Genomic DNA, 17,859 nt, shown 5'->3' with positions numbered 1-17,859 from the left:
ATAATGCTAGCACGAGCCAGGCTAAGCCCCGGATACGCCCGATTCACCGGATTCCCCGGCCTCCTCTGGGTGGTGGGGCTGGTTGGGTTGTTGCTGCTCCCCGTCGATGATGCCGCGAAGGACCCGATACCTCGCCTGCAGTTCTGATTCACGGCCGCGCGTTGTCGGTTGGTAATAGCGGGCAGTGCGCAACGTCTCGGGTAAATACTGCTGCTCAGCGACACCACGCGGGGCGTCGTGGCTGTAGCGATAGCCCTGGCCGTGGCCCAACCCCTCAGCACCGGGGTAATGCGCGTCTCGCAAATGAGCCGGGACAGTGCCCGCCTTGCCCTCTCGAATGTCGGCAATTGCCTGGTTGATCCCGCGGTAGGCCGCATTCGATTTCGGTGCCAGCGCTAAATACACGGTCGCTTCTGCCAGAGGAATGCGCCCCTCGGGCATCCCGATAAAGCTCACCGCATCGGCAGCGGCCATCGCCACGACCAGTCCTTGGGGGTCGGCGAGGCCAATATCTTCCGAGGCGAGAATCACCAGGCGCCTGGCGATAAAGCGGGGGTCCTCCCCCGCTTCCACCATGCGGGCCAGGTAGTGCAGGGCGGCATCGGCGTCGCTACCGCGCACCGATTTGATGAACGCCGAGACCACGTCGTAGTGCTGATCACCATCCCGGTCGTAGGTCACCAGCGCCACATCGAGAGCGTGGGCGAGGTCATCCTCACTAATCTCCACGGGCTGGGTCGAACCGCCCGAGGCGCCCGCCACATCGCCACTGTCCTGCCCACTACGACCCCAGGCGACCGAGGCTGCCGCTTCCAACGCGGTGAGTACTCGTCGGGCGTCACCGCCCGATCGGGCGATGAGCGCGTCGAGTACACCCTCACCGAGGGTGTACCGGCCGTCTAGCCCGCGGGGACTAGAAAGCGCACGATCGACCACCGCGGCCAGGGCCTCTTCGCCGAGACCCCGCAGGGTCAACAGCACGCTTCGAGACAGCAGGGGCGAGATGACCGAAAACGACGGGTTTTCTGTGGTCGCGGCGATGAGCACGACGACACCGTTTTCTACCCCGGGAAGGAGCGCGTCCTGTTGAGCTTTTGAGAAGCGATGGATTTCGTCGAGAAACAACACCGGAGGCGAAGAGCCCACATCCAGGGCACGCCTGGCCTGTTCCATCGCGTCTCGCACGTCTTTAACCCCCGCGCTCACTGCCGAGAGTTCCACAAATTCCCGATTTGACGACTGCGCGATCACTTTCGCCAGGGTCGTTTTGCCGACACCAGCCGGACCCCACAAAATTACCGACGTCCCCGGCTGGTCCGAGGTCGATTCGGCGAGTGCTCGAAGGGGCGACCCGGGCACCAACAGGTGGTCCTGACCGATCACGTCGTCGAGAGTGCGCGGTCGCATGGCCGCAGCGAGGGGCGCCCTCTGGGAGAACAACCCCGGTTGGCCTGACATGGCCCCATGCTAGTTGGCGCCCGGTACCAGCCGGCGTGTTCTTCGTGTGGTGGGGGGCGGGCCTACAATGAGGGAAGTTTTGTTCCCGCACAGGAAGGCCCACCGTGGCCCGTTCACGCTCACAGGATGACCGCTCCCAGCGCCTCAAGGTGTATCGCGCGCACCAGATCGTCCACGACACCCAGGTCACGAGGCGACTGCGCGACCAGTGGGGTGCGGGGCTGATCATGGTGGCGGCCGTCACGGTGGCCTCGCTCGGCTACTGGGCGTGGGCGTCGGTCGGACCCGGCTCGGTGACAGTGGCCGAAGAGTCTGACGAGCCCGGCGACTCTGAGGAGGCCGGGGAAGAATTTGAGGACGCACTCAGTGACGTGCTCGGCGACGAACCCGTCGTCAACGACGACACCGTGCCCGATATTGGCCTCAGCGAGTTTCGCAACTGGGACGCCGAGATGGCAATCGACGACGCGCAACTCGAGCTATCGCTCAATGGCTTTTTAGCACCCCAGGCTGTCGCGAACTTTCTGGAGCTCTCCCGAAACGGTTTCTACGAGGGTGTTTCCTGCCACCGGCTCACCACTGAGGGCATTTTCGTGCTGCAGTGCGGCGATCCCGAAGGGACCGGCCAGGGTGGCCCCGGGTACACCTTTGGGCCCATCGAAAACGCGCCGGAAGACGACGTGTATCCCGCGGGGAGTCTCGCCATGGCCCGTGTGGGTGGCGACGAGGCGAGTATGGGAAGCCAGTTCTTTATCGTCTACGACGACAGCACCATCCCCTCCGATGAGGCCGGTGGTTACACGGTCTTTGGTTCCATCGACTCAGGACTCGATCAGCTCGTGACAGATGTCATCGACCAGGGCACAGCGGACGATGTCGCGGATGGAGAACCGGTCGCACCGGCAGAAATCGGGAATATCACAATCCGATAAGACTCTTGCCGTTGGCACTTCCCAGACAGAGGGCGGTGTGTAGGCTAATCGGCGCCGGGACTACTGGCGTGGAAAGCATGGAGGACATGGTCGAGACCACACACCCTTGGGGTCGTGTCACAGACAGCGGCACCGTCGAGGTGCGCATCGGTGACGAGTGGCACGCGGTCGGTGCCTACCCCGACGGCACGCCGGAAGAAGCGATGGCGCTGTTTGTGCGCAAGTTCGCTGACCTGGAATCCCAGGTGAAACTCGCCGAGGACCGCCACAAGGCGGGCGCTCCCGCCAAGGACATTCAAAAAAGTGTCACCGCACTGCAATCTGCGCTGGAGACACCGAGCGCCGTGGGCGACCTGGAGTCACTAAAAGCTCGCGTCGCCACGCTCGCCGGGGCTCTCGGTGAGCTCGCCGCACAGCAGTCCAAGGAGCGCGAGGCGGCCGTGGCCGCCGCCACCGAAGAGCGCGAGAAAATCGTGGTCGAGATCGAAGCACTAGCCTCCGGTGATCTCAGTCAGGTGCGCTGGAAAGACACCACCGCGAAAGTGGACGCGCTGTTCGAATCCTGGAAAACCCAGCAACAGGAGGGCCCGAAGCTCCCGAAGGCGACCGCCGATGCGCTGTGGAAGCGCTTCCGCAATGCCCGACACACTCTCGATCGCGCCCGCCGGTCACACTTCCAGGCCCGGGACAAACTCGTGAAGGAAGCAAAGGGTGCAAAACGCGAGCTCATCGAGCAGGCCCAAGGTCTGGCCGAAAAAGGGGCGGCTGGAATCCCCGCGTACCGCGAACTCCTGGAAGCATGGAAAAAAGCCCCGCGCGCCACGCGCGCTATCGAGGACCAGCTGTGGGCCCAATTTAAGGCCGCCGGCGATGTCCTCTACCAGGCCAAGACCGCCCAGGTAGCCGCCGAAGATGAGGCGAACAGGGAAAACGGTGAACAAAAAGCCGCGCTCATCGAAGAATTTTCGGACATTTTGACCCTCACCGACCACCGTCAAGGCCTCGAGCGGATCCGCCTCTTTCACGAGCGGTCAAAGAAAATCGGTCCGGTACCCCGCGCTCAGGTCAAGGCTCTCGACGCGAAAGTCGCCGCTTTCGACAAACACGTCAAGAAGCTCGAAGCCGAACACTGGGATAAGTCCAACCCGGAAAAGCAGGCCCGAAGCGAGAGCTTTCTGAACCAAATCGATGAGGACATCGAACGACTGCAGGGCAAAAAGAGCGCGGCGGACGCCGCCGGCAACGCCGAAGAGGCAGAGCGCATCCAATCCGAGTTGGACACCAAACTCGCCTGGCGCACTGTCCTCACCGACGCGTAAAACCCCAGTTGTCCCCAGATTCATCACCTCCCTCGCAAAGAGTCATCCCCGTCGCCATAATCCGGCGATGCGATCACCACAACTAAGCGACACAGAACGCCACGCCCGCCACCTGGACGGAGAGGTGTGGCGTATTCAAAGCCTCTATGGGGACCGGCCAGAGCCCCCACTAAGAGAAGAACGAGCAGCACTGCTCGCCAGGCGACTGCCGGAGTGGGCGGTCGCCGCCGGGAACACAGCCGGCTGGGTGTGGACCGGTCTGGGCAAGCCCGAGCCCTGGGCACTAATCTGCGCGACGCGACCGGCGCTCTCGCCGATCGCACGGACTCAGTGGCACCCCCGAGCAAAACCTCTGGAGCGGCTCGAACTGACGACCATCCGCGGTCTGCGCCTCCTGGCACGACAAAACTGTGTGGCGGATCTGCTCCGACACCGCGGTGAAGACGACGTCGCTGCCGCTCAGTTATATTTGCTCACCACCGAAGACGAATTAGCGCAGATGGTCTCCCGACTGCGTGAGGACATGAATCCCCCCGCGCGGGACCGTGCGAGGCGTCGGGTCGCCCAGGTGCGCCAGTGGTGGCGCGATCACCCCGTCGTGACGCGATAGACGTCGTAGACGGCGTCGATCTTGCGCACCGAATTGAGTACCCGCTCCAAGTGGCTCACGTCACCCATTTCAAACACAAATCGACTAATCGCCAGCCGATCGTCCGAGGTGTGCACGGTGGCGGAGAGAATGTTGACGTGGTGTTCGGTGAGTACCCGGGTCACGTCGGAGAGCAAACCGGGGCGGTCGAGAGCTTCGATTTGAATTTGAACCAAGAACACGGCCCCTTTGGTCCCCGCCCATTCGACGTCGATCATGCGCTCGGGGCTGTCCATCAAACTCGAGATGTTCGTGCAATCACTGCGGTGAACGCTCACGCCCGTCCCCCGGGTGACAAAACCGTGGATTTTATCCCCGGGTACCGGGGTGCAGCACTTGGCCAGTTTCACCAGAATGTCGGGGGCTCCGCGCACCAACACCCCCGATTCGCTCGTGCGGGTGGGTAATTTGGTCGGAGCAGCGGTGGCCGACTCGTAGTCTTCATCGGCCGAAGACTTGTCATCGGCGATGGCGAGAAGCTTTTCGATGACCGATTGGGTGGACACCCTGCCTTCGCCGACTGCCTGATAGAGCGCCTCCACCCCATCCAGGTGCAACTGGCTTCCCAGGGTGTCGAGCGCATCACCGGACATCAGCCGTTTCATCGGCATATTCTGTTTGCGCATCGCGCGGACAATGGCTTCTTTGCCCTGTTCGATGGCCTCATCGCGTCGCTCTTTGGTAAACCACTGCCGGATTTTGGAGCGCGCACGATGGGAACTCACAAAGTTCAGCCAGTCTTGGCTGGGGCCCGCGTCGGGGTTTTTGGCCGTGAAGACTTCCACCGTGTCACCGCTGCCCAATTCGGTATCCAGCGGCACCAGGCGCCCGTTGACCCGCGAACCCATGGTCCGGTGGCCCACTTCGGTGTGCACGGCGTAGGCAAAATCGACGGGAGTCGCCCCGGCCGGCAGGCCAATCACTTTCCCTTTCGGGGTGAACACGTAGACCTCTTTGGCGCCGATTTCAAACCGCAGCGTGTCTAAGAATTCTTCTGGGTCTTTGGCTTCTTCCTGCCAATCGGCGAGGTGCGCGAGCCACACCATTTCGGTCTGCTGGGTGCTCGGTTGGGATTCTTCGGCGTCTCGGCGCTGGCGCTCCCGATCCTTGGTGTCTTTACTGCCCTCTTTGTACTTCCAGTGCGCCGCGACTCCGTATTCGGCCCGTTGGTGCATCTCGTGGGTCCGAATTTGAATCTCGACGGGCCGACCCTCCGGTCCAAACACTGTGGTGTGCAGTGACTGGTAGAGGTTGAACTTCGGCGTGGCGATGTAGTCCTTAAAACGGCCCGACATCGGATTCCACCTCGCGTGGACCGCACCGAGTGCTGCGTAGCAGTCACGGATGCTGCCGACCACCACGCGAATGCCGGTGAGGTCGTGAATATCGGAAAAATCACGGCCGCGCCGGACCATTTTTTGATAAATCGAATAAAACTCTTTGGGTCGACCACCGATGTCGGCCTTGACTTTTGCCTGGCGCAGATCGGCCCGAACCTGTTCGATCACCCCTTCGACGAAGGCCTCCCGTTCGGGACTGCGATCGCGCACCAGGGATTCAATTTCGACGTAGAGCTTCGGATTCAACACCGCGAAGGACAGGTCCTCCAGCTCCGCTTTAATCGTCTGAATACCCATCCGGTGCGCGAGGGGCGCATAAATCTCGAGGGTTTCTTTGGCTTTGCGAGACGCCGATTCGGGGTCGACAAAACCCCAGGTTCGGGCATTGTGCAGGCGATCAGCGAGCTTCACTACCAGGACCCGGATGTCTTTGGACATCGCGACAATCATCTTGCGCACCGTCTCGGCCTGGGCCGCGTCGCCGTATTTCACCCGGTCGAGTTTGGTCACACCGTCGACGAGCATGGCCACTTCGTCGCCGAAATCCGCCCGCAGTGACTCCAACGCATAACCGGTGTCTTCTACCGTGTCGTGCAACAGCGCAGCCGCAATGGTTTTGGGCCCGAGGCCAAGCTCAGCCAAAATTTGGGAGACCGCCAAAGGGTGGGTGATGTAGGGCTCACCGCTGTGGCGCTTTTGCCCCTCGTGGGCCACCTCAGCGACCCGGTAGGCCCGCTCGATCAGTCCAAGATCCGCCCGCGGGTGCGTGCGCTTAATGGTGCGCAGGAGAGTGTCGAGGCCTTCACTCGGCGGGGCTTTGGAAAATAGGCGCGGCAGAAATTGACGAAACGCCTGAAATTGTGTGCTTTGGGTTTCGACAGCCACGAATCACCTCCGCTTGAGTCACCCCCAGTCTAGGAGGCACAGCCCGCAGAGAGACTCAGTGACGCCTCAGAAGCGACTCCTAGCGCACCGCACCGGAGCTGGCGACAGGAGCCACTTCTTTTCGACGACCCTGCTTCCTCGCCTCGGGCTCGTTTTCGCGCAGGTGAACATACATCGGTGCGGCGATAAAAATCGTCGAGTAGGTCCCCGCCAAGATGCCGATGAACAGGGCAAGCGCAATATCCCGCAGTGTTCCTGCACCCAAGAGCAGTGAACCGATGAACAAAATCGCTCCGACGGGGAGGACTGCGACCACCGAGGTGTTAATCGAGCGGACGAGGGTTTGGTTCACCGCGAGGTTCACCGAATCGGCAAATGTCCGACTCGATTCCTCGCCGTCTTCGGCCGTGTTCTCCCGCACTTTGTCAAAGACCACCACCGTGTCGTAGAGGGAATAACCGAGGATCGTCAAGAACCCGATCACGGCTGCCGGGGTGATTTCAAAACCGAGCACCCCGTAGATGCCCGCCGTGATAATCAAATCGTGAAGGAGCGCGGTCATCGCCGCCAGAGACATTTTCCAGGTTCTGAAATACAGCGCCATCACCGCACTGACCAGCACGAGAAAGACCGCCAGTGCCCTCAGCGCTTGGGTGGTGATGTCTTGACCCCAGGTCGCTCCGATAAACGATGAGGCCACCTCGCTCACCGGGACGTCGTAGGCCTCAGCCAGTTCGACCCGAATCAGTTCGGTCTGCTCCGTGGTCAACTGTTCTGTTTGCACCCGCACCGAGTCGCCACCGACAATCGAGACTCGAGGGTTCGAGCCGACGCCGACGACATCGTTGACCGTGTCGATCGCGGTGGTTTCCACGATTTGCGCCGGCTGCGACACACGAAACTCCGAACCGCCGAGGAATTCAATTCCGAAGACAAAACCTCCGCGAAGCGTTGTGATGACAATCGCGAAGAGCACCACGCCCGCTCCGATGAGATACCAGAGCATTCGTCGACCGACGAAGTCGAAGGACTTTTCCCCGGTATATAGACCGTTTCCAAAACGCGTGAGCATGGACATTATGTGATCCTCCCCGCACCGCGGTCTGCGGCTTCCGCTTCGGCCGCCTTTCGCTCGGCAATAGTCTGGCGCCGCTTCGCTTCTCCGCGACTGCGCTCCCGGGCCGTCTTATCGACCGCGACGGGTTCCCTAAAGCGCGCGCGGCCGCGATAGACCGCCCCGAGTGCCTGTGGGTCAAGACCGGAAAGCGGGTGACCACTGGCAAAGAACCTGGTGCGCCCCAGAAGCTGCATCACCGGGTGGGTAAACAGCGCCACAATGATGAGGTCGACCACGGTCGTGACCCCCAAGGTGAACGCGAAACCTCTCACGTTTCCCACCGCCAAAAGGTAGAGGGTGACCGCGGCAATGAAACTCACGGCATCCGAGGCGAGGATGGTTCTAAACGCTCGCTTCCAGGCGGCTTGAATCGCGGATTCGAGCATTCGCCCGTCTCGCAACTCGTCTCGAATGCGCTCAAAGAACACAATGAACGAATCGGCGGTAATACCGATTGCCACGATGAGTCCCGCGACTCCGGCCAGCGAGAGTCGATATCCCTGGGCATTAGAGAGATAAGTGATGACGAAATAGGACAGTACGAACGCCGTCGTGAGGCTGAAGACCGTCACCAAGCCCAACAGGCGGTACTGGAAAAGCGAATAGAGCACCACCAGTATGAGACCGATGAGTGCCGCGATGAGTCCGCTCTGGAGTTGGGAGACGCCCAAGGTGGCCGAGATGGTTTCTGACGATTGGACTTGGAACCCAATGGGTAGAGCACCGAACTTCAGCTGATCCGCCAGGATCGCCGCAGACTCCTGGGTGAAATTTCCCGAAATTTGTGGGTTGCCGTCGGTAATGGCCGCCAGAGTCCGCGGAGCAGAAATCACCCGACCGTCGAGGACAATCGCAAACTGGTTTTGTACCCCGGGAAGCGTAATCAGGCGTTCCGTGACCTCACGAAATCCCGCCGTGCCCTCCGAGTCGAATTCGATGAAGACGCCGTAGTCGTTCGTGGGCGCTCCGTTTGGTCCCGCGATGAGCCCAGACGATGCGTCAGCAATTGACTCGCCACCGACCTCCACGGGCCCCAGAATGAAGCGCTCAAACCCGTCTTGGGAGCAGGTCACCAGGGGCAGGTTGGGGTCTGCGACGTTGGCCCCGCTGGTGTCCAATTCGAAACAGTTAATGGACTGGTACTCGGCGTCAATTTCTGGAGTGATCCACGCCAAATCGCTGGCGCTGGTCGGCTCGACCCGCTCCTGATCGTCTGGCGACTCGGGCGCCTCGACGGGCTCGACCGGCTCGGTATTGGCCGCACCCGCAATCAAGACGGGACGAAATTCTAGTTTCGCCGACGAACGAATCCGCTCCAGGGTCGCTTGGTCGGGCTCACCGGGGATGCCCACCACGATGTTTTCCCCACCCTGGGTGGTGACTTCCGCTTCTGCCACACCGCTGGAGTCCACCCGCTGCCTGATGATGGAGACGGCCTGATTCAGCTGTTCTTCACTGACGCTTTGGTTCTCCGCGAGCCTGGGCTCCAGGATAATTTGGGTTCCACCCTGCAGATCGAGCGCGAGCTTGGGGACCCAGGACCCTGCCTGGCCAAATACCGCCAAGGCGTTTCCCCCGACCAGCAGGGCGAAAATGACTCCCAACCAGATAAGGGATCGCGCGGCTTGGCGCGCAACGCTTCTTTTGGCCATCAGAGAGTAAGGGTATGGGTGAGTTCGGGATTACGAATCGCGAGACTCGCGTCCGGCGTCATCGGCGGAGGTCTCCGCGGATTCTTCGAGAGCTTCGGGTTCGTCGTGAATGATTTTGGTCAGCACCTGGCGGTGTACGCGCAGGATGGTGCCGGAGCCGGCGTCAATTGTCGCCACATTGGTCTCATCGTCAATGGCCATCACGGTGGCGAAAAGCCCGAAGGAGGTCATCACTTCGGCTCCGGGAACCAGGTTGTCTTGGAGCTCCTGCTGGGCCTGGCGCTGCTTACGCGAGTTTCGGAACATGAAAAAAATCAGCAACCCTAGGGCTGCGATCATAAACAGACTAAAAGGATCCACGGTGCTCCACCTCTTCCACGACACAAAGCCCGACGTCTCGGGCACCCCTGCAACTATAGGTCATTGAGCGTGGGAGCATCACGACCCAGGTGCTGCCACGCCATCGGGGTGGCGATTCGGCCTCGGGGGGATCGGACGATAAAGCCCTGACGCACCAAAAAAGGTTCGACCACGGATTCAATCGTCTCGGCTTCTTCGCCCACCGACACCGACAACGTTCCCAGTCCTACCGGCCCCCCACCGAAGCGCCCAATCAGGATTTCCAGCACTTGGCGGTCCAACCGATCCAAACCCCAGTCATCCACGTCGTAGAGCTCGAGCGCGGCCTTCGCATTATCGAGTGTGGCGTGGCCGCCGTGAACCAGTGAATAGTCCCGCACCCGCCGAAGCAGGCGGTTTGCGATTCGGGGCGTGCCCCTCGAGCGTTTCGCTATTTCGGCCAAAGCCTGCTCGTCGGCATCGATGGTGAGAACACTCGCGGAGCGGCGCACCACGGCGGCGAGTTCCTCGGTGCTGTAAAACTCAAGGTTTGCGGTAAACCCGAAACGATCGCGCAGAGGGTTTGGCAAAAGGCCCGAGCGGGTTGTGGCTCCCACGAGGGTGAACGGGGCGAGCTCGAGCGGGACTGTGGTGGCTCCTGGGCCTTTCCCGACCATAATGTCGATGCGGAAATCCTCCATCGCCAGGTAGAGCATTTCCTCCGCGGGCCTCGCCATCCGATGGATTTCGTCAATAAAGAGCACCTCGCCGGGGGTCAGCGCGGAGAGCACTGCCGCAAGGTCTCCCGCGTGTTGAATGGCGGGACCGCTCGACATGCGAAGCGGTGACGTCGATTCTTCGGCGACAATCATCGCCAACGTCGTTTTCCCAAGCCCCGGAGGACCGGCCAGCAGGATGTGATCGGGTGTCCGGTTCTCGAGGCTCGCTGCGCTCAGCAGCAGAGTCAGTTGGCTACGAACTTTCTCCTGGCCGATAAATTCACCCAGCCGGGACGGCCGCAGTGCACCCTCAAACTGCAGTTCCTGGTCGGACTGCGCCGCTGGGTCGACCACGTCACCACTCACCGGCTACCTCCCCTCACGGCTTGTCTGGGGGCCAAGCAGTTGGAGTGCTTTTCGCACCAACTCGGGAACACTGGGGTTTTCGCCCTCGTCCAAAGCAGCCAACATGTCTGCCACTCCCTTTTTCGCCACCCGCTCAGACCACCCCAAACCGACCAGTGCCTGGACGATAGCGGCCTGGTCACCGCCGGAGACCGAACTCTCCACAGCCAACGAGGAGGCGGGAGTGCTCGGCGGAGCCAGTTTGCCCTGCAGGGTGAGCACGATGAGTTTGGCGGTCTTGGGACCAATTCCACTCACCTCGCGAAACGCCGAGTCGTCTTCGCGTGCGATGGCCGAGGCGATGTCATCAGCGGTGTAGTGCTGGAGAACGCCCAGCGCCGACTTTGGCCCCACTCCCCCGACACTGCGCAGCAGATCAAAAAGATCGCGCTCCTCGGCGAGACCAAACCCGGTGAGGCTCATATCGTCCTCGCGCACAATCATCGAAGTGTGCAACAGGGTGTCTTCACCGGGGCGCAACATCTGGGCGGTGCGCTCGGGAACACTGACACTCAAGCCCACCCCGTGGATGTCAATGACCACCGTCTGGCCGTCCACGACGAGCACCGCACCACGAAGCTGGGAAATCACCCCTTCAGCCTAGGTTGGTCGCTTCCCCAGCGCCTCGCGCCACGCGCGTTGCGCGGGGGTCTGTGCCGAAGCTGCCGGCACACTCCCAGCATTGACCCCTCTCTTGCCCCCGGCGGGAACACGCCCTCGCCACGCTTCGGTAATGGCCAGTGCGAGGGCATCAGCTGCATCGGCGGGTTTGGGCACGGCCTCGAGTCCCAGAATGTTCTTCACCATGGTTTGGACCTGCGCTTTTTTCGCTCCTCCGTAGCCGGTCACCGCCGCTTTGACTTCGCTGGGGGTGCGGTGGCTCACGGGAATCCCCCGGGCTGCCGCCAAGGCGATCACAATTCCACTCACCTGGGCGGTCCCCATCACAGTGCGCACGTTGTGTTGGGCAAAAACCCGCTCCAGTGCGAGAACGTCCGGCTGGTGCAGGTCCAGCAGGTCGGCCACACCGCGTTGAAGGTGAAGCAGTCGCTCGGTGATATCCCATTCGGGTGGTGTGCGAAGGACATCGACCGCGACCATCGCCAGGGTCGACCCGCGGGGGTTATCGACGACACCGACACCGAGCCGGGTAATCCCCGGGTCGACACCGAGTATGCGGGCCACGGCCTACTCGTCTAAGGCACTGAGGAGCTCTGGCGAGAGCTCCATGTTGGTAAAGACGTTTTGAACGTCGTCGGATTCTTCCAGGGCGTCGATCAGGGAAAAGACTTTCTTGGCCTCTTCCGCCTCGGGCGCAATCATCACCGAGGCGACAAACTCGGCTTCGGCCTGTTCGTAGTCGATTCCGGCCGCCTGGATGGCTTTGCGGTTCTCGACCAGGTCGGACGGGTCAGTAATAATCTCGAAGCCTTCACCGCGGTCGATGACTTCCTCTGCCCCCGAATCCAAGACAGCCGCGAGGATGTCGTCTTCGCTCAGGCCGTCGGTTTTCGACACCGCGATGACGCCTTTACGGGTGAAGTTGTAGGCGACACTGCCGGGGTCACCCATCGTGCCCCCGTTTCGGCTCATGATGGTGCGCACTTCAGCGGCGGCGCGGTTTCGGTTATCGGTGAGACATTCGATGAGCATCGCGATCCCACTGGGTCCGTAGCCCTCGTACATGATCGTTTGGTAGTCGACGGCTTCACCGCTCAGGCCCGCCCCGCGTTTGACGGCGCGGTCGATGTTGTCGTTGGGCACCGACGACTTTTTCGCTTTTTGGACGGCATCGGCCAGAGTGGGGTTCCCGGCGAGATCGGCCCCGCCGATTTTGGCCGCCACTTCGATGTTTTTAATCAGTTTGGCGAACGATTTGGCGCGTTTTTGGTCGATGACGGCCTTCTTGTGTTTCGTCGTCGCCCACTTAGAATGTCCTGACATCACCGCTCCCCACTGACTTCACACCATAAGCCCGAGGTGGCACACTGCCTCAGAAACACACCGTCTGTCAAAGAATGCCCGACACAGACTGTGTCGACACGGGCTTCCGCCCGTGAGACACACCGGCACGCTGCACACGCTCTGGCTTAGACCAGTGTAGTCGGCAGGTCTCCGGGAAGGGGCGGATACTCCCGCGCGCGTGCGACAAACATCGCGTGGAGGCGCTCATCACCGCTTACTTCCGGGTGAAACGCCAGAGCCATGCACTGCGAGTTATCCACGGCGACCACCCGAGCATCGTCTAAGGAGGCGAGGATATCCACCCCGTCGCCCACCCGGGTCACGATGGGTGCTCGGATAAAGGACACGTCCATGGCGGGACCCTCGATGCCCCGGACGTCCAAGCGGGTATCGAACGATTCGCGCTGGGCCCCAAAAGCGTTGCGCTGAACGCTGATGTCCAGACCGCCCAGTGTCTCTTGTCCCTCAATGCCATCGGCGAGCTCGTTGGCGAGCATGATCATTCCCGCACACGTCCCAAGCACCGGCAGACCTTCGTCGATGGCCCATCGGAGCGGTTCCGTCAGGCCGAAAAGCCGGGTCAGCTTGTCCATCACGCTGGATTCACCACCGGGAATGACCAGCCCTTGGAGGCCGGCCAGGTCTCGCACAGCGCGCACTTCCACGACGGTGGCTCCGAGGGATTCCAGCATTCGCCGGTGCTCGCGCACGTCGCCCTGCAGGGCGAGGATGCCAATTACCGGAGAGCTACCACCCACGCTCTGCCAGGCGGTGTGGCGCGGGCAGGTCGTTCACGTTGATGCCCACCATGGCGTCGCCCAGCTGGCGAGACACCTGGGCAATAGCCGCCGGGTCGTGGAACTGCGCGGTGGCTTGCACAATCGCTCGCGCCCGTTTTGCCGGGTCTCCCGATTTGAAGATGCCGGAGCCGACGAACACGCCGTCTGCACCCAGTTGCATCATCATTGCCGCGTCGGCGGGTGTGGCCATACCCCCGGCGGTGAATAACACCACGGGCAGTGCACCGGTCCTCGCCACCTCGACGACCAGGTCGTAGGGAGCTTGGAGGTCTTTCGCGGCCACGTAGAGCTCATCGGGAGTCTTCGATTTGAGGTGATTAATTTCACCGAGAATGGTCCGAATGTGTTTGGTCGCTTCCGACACGTCTCCGGTACCGGCTTCACCCTTCGAGCGAATCATGGCAGCGCCTTCATTGATCCGGCGAAGCGCTTCGCCCAGGTTGGTCGCCCCACACACGAAGGGGACGGTGTAGCCCCACTTGTCGATGTGGTTGACGTAGTCGGCGGGGCTTAACACTTCGGACTCGTCGATGTAGTCGACGCCTAGTTCTTGAAGGATTTGGGCTTCGACGAAGTGGCCGATACGAGACTTTGCCATCACGGGAATCGACACCGAATTGATGATTTCGTCGATGAGGTCGGGGTCGGACATTCTCGCCACGCCCCCCTCGGCGCGAATATCAGCCGGGACCCTCTCGAGCGCCATGACGGCTACCGCACCCGCGTCTTCAGCAATTTTGGCCTGCTCGGGGGTGACGACATCCATGATGACGCCGCCTTTGAGCATGTCGGCGAGGCCGCGCTTTACTCTGGCACTACCGGTCTGGCTGCCCTGTTCACTCATGTGTTCCTCCTTGGACCACGCTAGGCCTTAATTCTATTTTGTCTATTTCGTTTCAGACTGTGACCACGCTGTACGCAACTGGTCGCGAATATCTCCCAGGAGCTGCGGCATGGCTTTGGTCTTGGCGATGATGGGGAAAAAGTTGGAATCTTGCCCCCAGCGGGGTACTACGTGCTGGTGCAAGTGTTCTTCGATTCCGGCACCGGCGATGCGCCCCTGATTCATCCCGATATTAAACCCGTGGGCACCGGCGACCTGACGCAGCAACACCATGGCCTGCTTGGTCAAGACCGCCATTTCGGCGGTCTCCTCGTCGTTGGCTTCGTCGTATTGCCCGATGTGTCGGTAGGGGCAGATCAGCAGGTGCCCGGGGTTGTAGGGAAACAGGTTCAACACGACGTAGCAGTGTGTGCCCTCGAACACCACGAGGCTCTCCTCTTCGGGAAGGGACGTGGCGACACAAAAAACACACTCCCCTGGAATTTTTCCTTCGTTTCCGTGGATGTATCCGATGCGGTGTGGCACCCACAGGCGTTGAAAACTATCGGGCGCCCCGGGCACCTCCCACGCCTCACGCAGCACAGCGTCTGGCTGGTCGTCAGTCATTGACGCGCTCCGCGATGGCCTTGTGGATGAGGTCAATCGCTTCATCGACGGGCACACCATTATTTTGGGAGCCGTCTCTCAAGCGGAAGCTCACCGCCCCGGCGCTCCGGTCGTCTTCACCGGCGATCAGCAGGTAGGGGACTTTTTGTTTGGTGTGGGTGCGGATTTTCTTTTGCATCCGCTCGTCCGAATCGTCTATTTCGGCGCGAATGCCCAGTGCCCGCATTCGGTCGATGACTTCTGCCAGGTAGGGCGCAAATTCTTCGGCGACGGGAATGCCGACCACCTGGACGGGCGCCAGCCACGCGGGGAAAGCCCCCGCGTAGTGTTCGGTGAGCACACCAAAAAAACGCTCAATGGAGCCAAAGAGGGCGCGGTGGAGCATGATCGGGCGCTGCCTCGAGCCGTCGGCTGACTGGTATTCCAGCTCGAAGCGCTCGGGCAGCATGAAATCGAGTTGAATGGTCGACATTTGCCAGGTTCGCCCGATCGCATCTCGGGCCTGCACCGAGATTTTGGGTCCATAAAACGCGGCCCCACCGGGGTCGGGAACCAACTCCAGGCCAGAACCCTCGGCGACCCTCTGCAAAATCTCGGTCGCTTCAGCCCAAATGTCATCGCCTCCGACAAATTTGTCCGAATCGTCCCGGGTGGACAGCTCGAGGTAGAAGTCGTTCAGGCCGTAATCGGCCAAAAGTCCCAGAACGAAGTCCAGGACCCCTTGGAGTTCTGTTTCGAGATCCTCACGGGTGGTGAAAATGTGCGCGTCGTCTTGGGTCATACCCCGCACGCGGGTGAGGCCGTGGACGACGCCCGATTTTTCGTAGCGATAGACCGAACCGAATTCAAACATCCGAAGCGGAAGTTCGCGGTAGGAGCGCTGCCGGGAGCGGAAAATGAGAATGTGGAACGGGCAGTTCATCGGTTTCAGGTAGTAATCCACCCCCGCCCGAGTGATTTCCCCGGCTTCGTTTCGCACCTCGTCGACCTGCATCGGTGGGAACATGCCGTCCTTGTACCAAGACAGGTGCCCGCTGGTTTCGAACAGTTCCTGTTTGGAAATGTGCGGCGAGTTCACAAACTCGTAGCCGGCTTCTTCGTGGCGCCGCCTCGAGTAGTTCTCCATTTCCCGGCGAATAATTCCGCCCTTGGGGTGGAACACCGGCAACCCTGAGCCGATTTCTTCCGGGAAGCTAAAGAGGTCTAAGTCTTGGCCCAGAATCCGGTGATCACGACGTTTCGCTTCTTCTAAGCGGTCCAAATATTCGCGCATTTGGTCTTTAGTGGGCCAGGCCGTGCCATAAATGCGCTGCAGTTGTGGGTTGTGTTCGCTGCCACGCCAATAGGCGGCAGCGACGCGGGTGAGGCAAAACCCGTTCGAAATCAGCTTCGTGTGGGGCAGGTGTGGACCACGGCAGAGGTCACTCCACACCCTCTCGCCGGATTTGGCATCCACGTTGTCATACATCGTGAGTTCACCGGCGCCGACCTCAACGGATTCGTTGTCACCGCCGGCGGAGGCTTCAGATTTCAGACCGATGAGCTCTAGTTTGTAGGGCTCGGAGTGGAGTTCAGCGCTCGCCTGCTCATCGGTGACGACACGGCGGTGAAACCGCTGCGACTGGTTGACGATTTTCTGCATCGTCTTTTCCAGGGCTTTCAGCTCATCGGGGGTGAAGGGCTCTTCTACATCGAAGTCGTAGTAGAAACCATCGGTGATGGGCGGGCCAATACCCAGTTTCGCGTCGGGCCGGATTTGTTGGACCGCTTGGGCCAACACGTGTGCGGTGGAGTGGCGGAGAATGTCCAAGCCGTCTGGTGAATCAATGTCGACCGGTTCCACGGTGCTCCCTGGAGTCACCGCGGAGTGCAGGTCTTGCAACTGGCCATCTACTCGAATGGCGACCACTGAGGAGTCGTCAAAGAGTGCATCGCCAGTGGTTTCCTGGTCGACAACAACAGCGCGAGAGGCTTGGGGGGAAGTGTTCACGACACCCAGACTTTCTTTCGTGAGGACTACCCCAGCCTACTTTGAGTCGCGGCCCTTCCCTTTTTCCCCACGAGCCGAATACACCAGACCGAAAACACCCCAGCCCACAAGGAAAATGGTCGCCACCCAGGCCAACAGCGTGTCTTGCTCAAAAGCCGGCTGAACAATCACCGCCCACAGCGCCAGAGACAGCAAAGCAGTGATCACAAAAGGGTTTTTCATGGTCCCACCAGTATAGGTTCCGGCGCCCTCTACTGGGCGTCCGAGAGAGCAAGTGACACAACATACGCTTCGATTGCCAAAGACCTCGCCCGCTCAAACTCCCCCGGATCAAAAGCCTCCTGCAGCTCCAGGCCCACTGCGGTGAGAACACGGACGTTCTCTTCAGCGGTGTGCTCACTCACGTCCTCGCGGACCTCCTCCAGCAGTCGCGCTGTGTGGCGATCAGCTAGGGGCCCTGCTTCGCCGGTTGCCAACCGATCCATTCGGGAGACGATGGTGAGGGAAAGCTCAGGCAGTTTCGCCCACTCCTCACGTTCCACGTGGCCGTTCATGCGCCGAATGTCCTGCCAGGCAAGGTCATAGTTTCGCTCCCGGTCGTCGGCATTCACCGCAGACTGCACACCGGGTGGCACGAGCGCTGGGCCGGATTGACAGCCAGCAACCATCACCACAAAGACAACAAGCAGGAGGGCACTCGCCCACCCCGACCAGCACACCCGTTTCACAACGCTGAGTGTATGAGCAGAAGCCGGGGAAACCGTGGGCGATACTGGGTTCGAACCAGTGACCTACGTGTTTACTACTTCCCTGTAAACACGCCTACATCGCCGTATTTA

The 17,859-nt window shown here is 60.9% G+C and carries 18 protein-coding genes; 3 read left to right on the top strand and 15 right to left on the bottom strand.

What is annotated here, in order from left to right:
• Window positions 1-21: 21 nt before the first annotated feature.
• Window positions 22-1,458 carry a replication-associated recombination protein A gene (locus tag RI518_RS02985; RefSeq protein WP_310689314.1) on the bottom strand — a complete coding sequence of 479 codons (1,437 nt, stop codon included), beginning with the start codon at window positions 1,456-1,458 and terminating at the stop codon, window positions 22-24.
• Between the two features lie 104 nt (window positions 1,459-1,562).
• Here RI518_RS02985 and RI518_RS02980 point away from each other — a divergent pair, with 104 nt between their 5' ends.
• The 3 genes from RI518_RS02980 (at window position 1,563) to RI518_RS02970 (ending at window position 4,319) form a co-directional block, all read left to right on the top strand.
• On the top strand, window positions 1,563-2,390 hold the full coding sequence (locus tag RI518_RS02980) for a peptidylprolyl isomerase (protein ID WP_310689312.1): 828 nt from the start codon (window positions 1,563-1,565) through the stop codon (window positions 2,388-2,390).
• A gap of 77 nt (window positions 2,391-2,467) precedes the next feature.
• Window positions 2,468-3,709 carry a DUF349 domain-containing protein gene (locus tag RI518_RS02975; RefSeq protein WP_310671136.1) on the top strand — a complete coding sequence of 414 codons (1,242 nt, stop codon included), beginning with the start codon at window positions 2,468-2,470 and terminating at the stop codon, window positions 3,707-3,709.
• Window positions 3,710-3,776: 67 nt separating this feature from the next.
• Window positions 3,777-4,319 carry a hypothetical protein gene (locus tag RI518_RS02970; protein ID WP_310689311.1) on the top strand — a complete coding sequence of 181 codons (543 nt, stop codon included), beginning with the start codon at window positions 3,777-3,779 and terminating at the stop codon, window positions 4,317-4,319.
• Here RI518_RS02970 and RI518_RS02965 read toward each other — a convergent pair.
• The 14 genes from RI518_RS02965 to RI518_RS02900 form a co-directional block, all read right to left on the bottom strand.
• Complete coding sequence (locus RI518_RS02965; protein ID WP_310689310.1) at window positions 4,298-6,583, bottom strand: bifunctional (p)ppGpp synthetase/guanosine-3',5'-bis(diphosphate) 3'-pyrophosphohydrolase; 2,286 nt, start codon at window positions 6,581-6,583, stop codon at window positions 4,298-4,300. The genes RI518_RS02970 and RI518_RS02965 overlap by 22 nt on opposite strands.
• A 79-nt stretch (window positions 6,584-6,662) precedes the next feature.
• The gene (gene secF / locus RI518_RS02960) at window positions 6,663-7,661 is read right to left on the bottom strand and encodes a protein translocase subunit SecF (protein WP_310671104.1); all 999 of its coding nucleotides are present in this window, start codon (window positions 7,659-7,661) and stop codon (window positions 6,663-6,665) included.
• Window positions 7,661-9,352 carry a protein translocase subunit SecD gene (gene secD / locus RI518_RS02955; protein WP_310689309.1) on the bottom strand — a complete coding sequence of 564 codons (1,692 nt, stop codon included), beginning with the start codon at window positions 9,350-9,352 and terminating at the stop codon, window positions 7,661-7,663. Before secD ends, secF begins: the two co-directional genes overlap by 1 nt.
• Window positions 9,353-9,382: 30 nt before the next feature.
• The gene (gene yajC / locus RI518_RS02950) at window positions 9,383-9,691 is read right to left on the bottom strand and encodes a preprotein translocase subunit YajC (RefSeq protein ID WP_310671107.1); all 309 of its coding nucleotides are present in this window, start codon (window positions 9,689-9,691) and stop codon (window positions 9,383-9,385) included.
• A 74-nt stretch (window positions 9,692-9,765) separates the two neighbouring features.
• Window positions 9,766-10,776, bottom strand: a complete 1,011-nt coding sequence (gene ruvB / locus RI518_RS02945; RefSeq protein ID WP_310671108.1) for a Holliday junction branch migration DNA helicase RuvB — start codon at window positions 10,774-10,776, stop codon at window positions 9,766-9,768.
• Between the two features lie 3 nt (window positions 10,777-10,779).
• The gene (gene ruvA / locus RI518_RS02940; RefSeq protein ID WP_310689308.1) at window positions 10,780-11,406 is read right to left on the bottom strand and encodes a Holliday junction branch migration protein RuvA; all 627 of its coding nucleotides are present in this window, start codon (window positions 11,404-11,406) and stop codon (window positions 10,780-10,782) included.
• A 9-nt stretch (window positions 11,407-11,415) separates the two neighbouring features.
• Window positions 11,416-12,000: a crossover junction endodeoxyribonuclease RuvC gene (gene ruvC, locus RI518_RS02935; protein ID WP_310689306.1), complete on the bottom strand. Its 585-nt coding sequence runs from the start codon at window positions 11,998-12,000 to the stop codon at window positions 11,416-11,418.
• A 3-nt stretch (window positions 12,001-12,003) separates the two neighbouring features.
• Window positions 12,004-12,759: a YebC/PmpR family DNA-binding transcriptional regulator gene (locus tag RI518_RS02930; RefSeq protein WP_310689305.1), complete on the bottom strand. Its 756-nt coding sequence runs from the start codon at window positions 12,757-12,759 to the stop codon at window positions 12,004-12,006.
• Window positions 12,760-12,905: 146 nt separating this feature from the next.
• Window positions 12,906-13,538: a pyridoxal 5'-phosphate synthase glutaminase subunit PdxT gene (gene pdxT / locus RI518_RS02925; protein WP_310671112.1), complete on the bottom strand. Its 633-nt coding sequence runs from the start codon at window positions 13,536-13,538 to the stop codon at window positions 12,906-12,908.
• Entirely contained in the window at window positions 13,528-14,424 is an 897-nt protein-coding gene (pdxS, locus tag RI518_RS02920; RefSeq protein ID WP_310671113.1) for a pyridoxal 5'-phosphate synthase lyase subunit PdxS, read from the bottom strand. Before pdxS ends, pdxT begins: the two co-directional genes overlap by 11 nt.
• Before the next feature lie 42 nt (window positions 14,425-14,466).
• Complete coding sequence (locus RI518_RS02915; RefSeq protein WP_310689304.1) at window positions 14,467-15,030, bottom strand: HIT domain-containing protein; 564 nt, start codon at window positions 15,028-15,030, stop codon at window positions 14,467-14,469.
• Window positions 15,023-17,020 carry a threonine--tRNA ligase gene (gene thrS / locus RI518_RS02910; RefSeq protein ID WP_397428157.1) on the bottom strand — a complete coding sequence of 666 codons (1,998 nt, stop codon included), beginning with the start codon at window positions 17,018-17,020 and terminating at the stop codon, window positions 15,023-15,025. The genes RI518_RS02915 and thrS overlap by 8 nt, the downstream gene beginning before the upstream one ends.
• Window positions 17,021-17,056: 36 nt before the next feature.
• Window positions 17,057-17,242 (bottom strand): hypothetical protein, encoded by a 186-nt coding sequence (locus tag RI518_RS02905; protein ID WP_104913625.1) that lies wholly within the window; start codon window positions 17,240-17,242, stop codon window positions 17,057-17,059.
• 29 nt (window positions 17,243-17,271) lie between these two features.
• Entirely contained in the window at window positions 17,272-17,748 is a 477-nt protein-coding gene (locus RI518_RS02900) for a hypothetical protein (RefSeq protein ID WP_310689303.1), read from the bottom strand.
• Between the last annotated feature and the right edge of the window lie 111 nt (window positions 17,749-17,859).

It is taken from the genome of Pontimonas sp., assembly GCF_031581085.1.
In the GTDB taxonomy this organism is placed as follows: Bacteria; Actinomycetota; Actinomycetes; order Actinomycetales; family Microbacteriaceae; genus Pontimonas.
The sequence above is the reverse complement of the archived record's forward strand: the minus strand, read 5'-3'. Positions and strand labels throughout refer to the sequence as shown.